General features: G+C 38.3%; 6 protein-coding genes. 3 read left to right on the forward strand and 3 right to left on the reverse strand.

What is annotated here, in order from left to right; genetic code table 11:
* Nucleotides 1–84: 84 nt before the first annotated feature.
* Nucleotides 85–615 carry a MarR family winged helix-turn-helix transcriptional regulator gene (locus UC75_RS07190; protein WP_049837155.1) on the reverse strand — a complete coding sequence of 177 codons (531 nt, stop codon included), beginning with the start codon at nucleotides 613–615 and terminating at the stop codon, nucleotides 85–87.
* A gap of 70 nt (nucleotides 616–685) precedes the next feature.
* Between UC75_RS07190 and UC75_RS07195 the strand changes: the two genes are divergently transcribed.
* The 3 genes from UC75_RS07195 (at nucleotide 686) to UC75_RS07205 (ending at nucleotide 3,077) form a co-directional block, all read left to right on the forward strand.
* The gene (locus UC75_RS07195; protein ID WP_049837156.1) at nucleotides 686–1,558 is read left to right on the forward strand and encodes an EamA family transporter; all 873 of its coding nucleotides are present in this window, start codon (nucleotides 686–688) and stop codon (nucleotides 1,556–1,558) included.
* A gap of 39 nt (nucleotides 1,559–1,597) precedes the next feature.
* Complete coding sequence (locus UC75_RS07200; RefSeq protein WP_049837157.1) at nucleotides 1,598–2,215, forward strand: nitroreductase family protein; 618 nt, start codon at nucleotides 1,598–1,600, stop codon at nucleotides 2,213–2,215.
* 271 nt (nucleotides 2,216–2,486) lie between these two features.
* A complete protein-coding gene (locus UC75_RS07205) occupies nucleotides 2,487–3,077 on the forward strand; it encodes a helix-turn-helix domain-containing protein (RefSeq protein ID WP_049837158.1) in 591 nt (196 codons plus the stop codon).
* 57 nt (nucleotides 3,078–3,134) lie between these two features.
* Here the strand turns inward: UC75_RS07205 and UC75_RS07210 are convergent, their stop codons facing one another.
* Both UC75_RS07210 and UC75_RS07215 read right to left on the reverse strand, forming a co-directional pair.
* The gene (locus UC75_RS07210; protein WP_049837159.1) at nucleotides 3,135–3,578 is read right to left on the reverse strand and encodes an acetyltransferase; all 444 of its coding nucleotides are present in this window, start codon (nucleotides 3,576–3,578) and stop codon (nucleotides 3,135–3,137) included.
* A 134-nt stretch (nucleotides 3,579–3,712) separates the two neighbouring features.
* Nucleotides 3,713–4,267: a TetR/AcrR family transcriptional regulator gene (locus UC75_RS07215; protein ID WP_049837160.1), complete on the reverse strand. Its 555-nt coding sequence runs from the start codon at nucleotides 4,265–4,267 to the stop codon at nucleotides 3,713–3,715.
* Between the last annotated feature and the right edge of the window lie 32 nt (nucleotides 4,268–4,299).

Raw genomic sequence — 4,299 nt, forward strand, 5'->3', positions numbered from 1 at the left:
CTCACTCACCTCTATGATGAGTTCTTAATTATGAAGTTTAGATTTTTAATTAAGATCTCATCTAGGTTTATTTTCTTAATATTTTTACCGCCCCTTTTTGGTAGATGCTTCTAAAGATTGGAGCAACACTGACAAAGAAGCATTGATATTATCTATTTCATTACTAGACAGTACTGAAAGTATATGACGTTCATTCTCTACATGTGCTTCTACTGCCTTATTGATTAACTCCAATCCATGACTGGTAAGCTGTACAAGCATACTGCGAGCATCTTCTTCGTTATCTATACGTTCAATAAGATTCCTTTGTTCCAGTTTCTTTAAACGATGTGTCATTGTTCCCGAAGTAATCATTAATGCTGAAAACAATTCTGTTGGGCTTAGCCGATATGGGGATCCCGAACGTCTAAGCGTAGCCAACATATCGAACTCCCAAAGACTCAGGTCAAAGGTTGAGAACGTAGATTCCAAAAGCCGTTCTAACAGAGTAGCGCATCGTTTAATGCGACCAATAGGCCCCATCGGACTGGCATCAAGATCCGGTCGTTCTTTTGCCCATTGTTCTAAAATCTTATCAACTTCATCTTTTTTCAGACTATCGTTCTGTTTTTTCATTTATCTTGACTTCAAGCTAATTGGTGTGACAACATAATAATATCTTGAATTAAAGATAAATGGCAAATATATGTCAAAGCCTATTCCAGCTTCACGTGGGTTCGATATTTTACTCACCGCATTAGCTCCTATTATTTGGGGCTCCACCTATATTGTGACATCAGAACTTTTACCATCAGACCGCCCTTTTACTTCAGCACTGATACGAGTATTACCAGCAGGTCTACTTTTATTGTTATTTACTCGCCGCATGCCTGCCAAAAATGATTGGTGGCGTTTAATCATATTGGGGGCGCTCAACATCGGGCTTTTTCAAGCTTTTCTATTTGTCGCGGCCTATCGTTTACCGGGTGGATTAGCTGCTGTACTTGGTGCAATCCAGCCTTTATTGGTAATGGTATTAGCTTGGGTAATAGATGGTCGGTCCCCACTCAGAGCTACACTCTGGTCAGCTGTGATCGGTATGTTTGGAATGGCAATCTTGCTGTTATCGCCGAACACCGTTTTTGAACCGATTGGAATCTTAGCTGCCCTATTAGGTGCTATATGCATGGCGTGTGGTGTGTGGCTCACATCTCGCTGGAAATTAGATATGCCACTCCTCGCTCTTACTGGCTGGCAGCTTGTGATTGGGGGGTTAATTCTTCTTCCTATTGCTTGGATGGTAGACGCACCTCTGCCTACTTTAAAACCTGTGCAATATATTTCTTACGCTTATTTAAGCTTAGCGGGTGCTTTAGTTGCTTATGTACTTTGGTTTAGAGGCATAACTCGTCTGCCAAGTGTGGCAGTTGCATCTCTTGGACTACTTAGTCCTCTAACTGCGGTGGTACTGGGTTGGGCTTTGTTATCACAGTCAATTTCAGGAACTGCCCTTTTAGGATTAGTTATCGTGCTCATTAGTGTGTTCGTAGTGCAATGGACAAGTGCACGTCGCAATTAATGATTCACTTTAAAATTATTTTTCTTTTCTGAGGCTTATATGAATATCTCTATACAACACGCTATTGAAACTCGCACATCAATTAATAACTTTCAGCCAAATCGCTCTTTAGATGAAGCTACGATCAAATTATTAGTCGAATTAGCAACCAAAGCTCCCTCGGCTTATAATTTACAAAATTGGCGTTTTATCGCGGTACGCTCTGAAGAGTCAAAACAATTATTGAAAGCAGCAGCTTTTGGGCAAGATAAAATTACTGATGCTTCTGTAAATTTCATAATCTGCGGGACATTTGATGCACATCATCAACTGCATAATGCACTTCAACCATCCCTAGAAAATAATATTATGGGACATAAAGTGATTGATAGCTGGGTAAGACAAGCGACCAATGCTTATCAAGATAACGCTATATTACAACGTGATGAGGCTGTTCGCTCTGCATCTTTAGCAGCCATGACCTTAATACTCGCTGCACAAGAAATGGGGTTAGGAACTTGTGCAATGGGTGGATTTGATGCAAAACAAGTATCTCAAGATTTTGAACTTACTGCGAATGAATTGCCTGTAATGATTGTTGCTGTGGGTTATCCAACCATTAATAATTGGGCACAAAAAATACGTAAGCCTGTAGCTGACGTTCTTACGATTGTTTAATAAATCCATAGCAAAAAAGAATTGCCTGCATAGATTTCATTTCTTATGTGTGTTCTCGTTTAAATCTGATAGTTATACTTTTTTATGTGACTATCAGATTTAATAGTCCAGCATGTTTTCTCTAGTTTAATAAACCACTCAATTTTTAGAGGCTACAAAAGTTATTGAGCTAGATTGATCATATTAAATAAAAAATACAAAGCTGATTTTATACAACAATATTTAATTTCTATCGCATAATATCAATGTTTAAAACTGGAAGGTTCCTATAATGGCTGAACAACCTGATACGCAAGTACTCGATGCTGAAATCGCTCGCCTATTACTCAAACAGAGAAAGAGCAAAGGCTGGACTGTAGCGGAATTAGCAGAATACTCAGGCGTAAGCCAAGCCATGATCAGTAAAGTTGAACGAGGTGCTTCTAGTCCAAGTGCGGCAATACTTGGTCGCTTAGTAAATGCGTTAGGTATTACTTTATCTAAACTTTTTGCTGAAGCTGAAATGAGCCAAAATACCAACATTCTTCTTTCTAGGAAACAACAGCAACAACATTGGACAGACAACCAACTGGGTATTACACGCTGGTCAATCTCTCCTGCTGGAGCACATCCAGAATTAATTAAAATTGAAATTCCTGCATCAAGTCAGTTTTTTATGCCCGCAAGTGCATATGAAAACCTAAATGGACAAACGATATGGGTTTTAAGTGGACAGCTTGATATTCAAATAGACTCTCAGTTATTTCATTTAGAGACGGGAGATTGTATTGCTCTTACGAGTCCAGCAGACTGCAAACTCCTTAATCCTGATCATAACTTACCTTGTGTTTATGTCGTTGCATTTAGTCAAAAGAAGTCTTAGAACTAAAATTCCAGTGACCTTTATGCTGTGACGTTTCTACTAGAAGTGTAAAACCGCTTAAGTTGTAGAGGCTATGCCTAAATGCAACAATGGATAGGCTCTATCTTGTCCATCTAGCGGTGAGCGACCAGTGACCTGAAATCCCATATGTTGATAAAAACCAACTGCTTGCTGATTTTGTTCATTCACATCAATCGTTAAGTTTGGATATAGACTTAATGCATGTAATAGAAGTGCCTTGCCAACGCCTAGTCCTCTAGCAGCAGCATCAATAAATAATGCTTCCATATGTCCATCATGTAAAAACATAAAACCTAAAGGTTGGTCATCGGCATTAACTGCAACCCATACAGGTGTTTCTGAGAAAAAACCGACGACTTCTTTTTCAATTTCTTTACGATCATCTGCCGTAAGAAAATCATGTGTAGCGTCAACCGAGCTTTTCCAGATGGCAACCACTTGGTCCCCTTCATCTGGACGGGACATTCGAATGTTTAACATAGTGTATCTCGCATCATAAAATTAAAATTTAGGTGAAGAATTCTTCAAAATAGATAATTATCAGCCAATAAATTTACTATAGTGAATAAATAATTACAATAGTGTATTTTATTTTGATGTTTTCTGCGTAGAACTTAGAAGTGCGAAATTAGAAAATAATCCAATACCCTTTCCCGCTCGATTGCCACATCTGAACTTAAAAGCTGAATAATTGCGCCCTCAATCATATATAAAAATAGTTTGGCGTCCTGAAAGGTTGTATCGTTTTTGAGTGTTCTAAGCTGGCTATAAATCTCATTAATTAGCCACGTTCTATATCTCACTGCGACTTGATAGGCTTTTGGATAGGTCAGTTTGGTTTCAAAAATTGCTTTAAATAATAAATAGTACGGCCCTTCTAAATCGGTATGTAAGAAATAAAGTTTCTTTAATTGATCTGTTACGTTGGTGCGGTTCGCTTCGTTAGCAATGGAAATCACTTTTTCTTTTAGACGCTCTTTTTGCACAATCAAACAGATTTCAATAAACCGCTCTTTTGAGTGAAAGTAGTTATAAAAAGTCGCTTTTGGAATTTTTGACTCTTTCACAATTCGGTCGATTCCAACGGTATGAAATCCGTGATGGTGAAACAAATAAATGGATGTATTAACAACTTCTATGGCACGCGTTGGGAGAACTAAATTTGGCATCGTTTTACCGTTATAAATTCTTGTTGTTTCTA

This window comes from Acinetobacter sp. V2 (assembly GCF_001188385.1).
Classification (GTDB): Bacteria; Pseudomonadota; Gammaproteobacteria; order Pseudomonadales; family Moraxellaceae; genus Acinetobacter; species Acinetobacter oleivorans.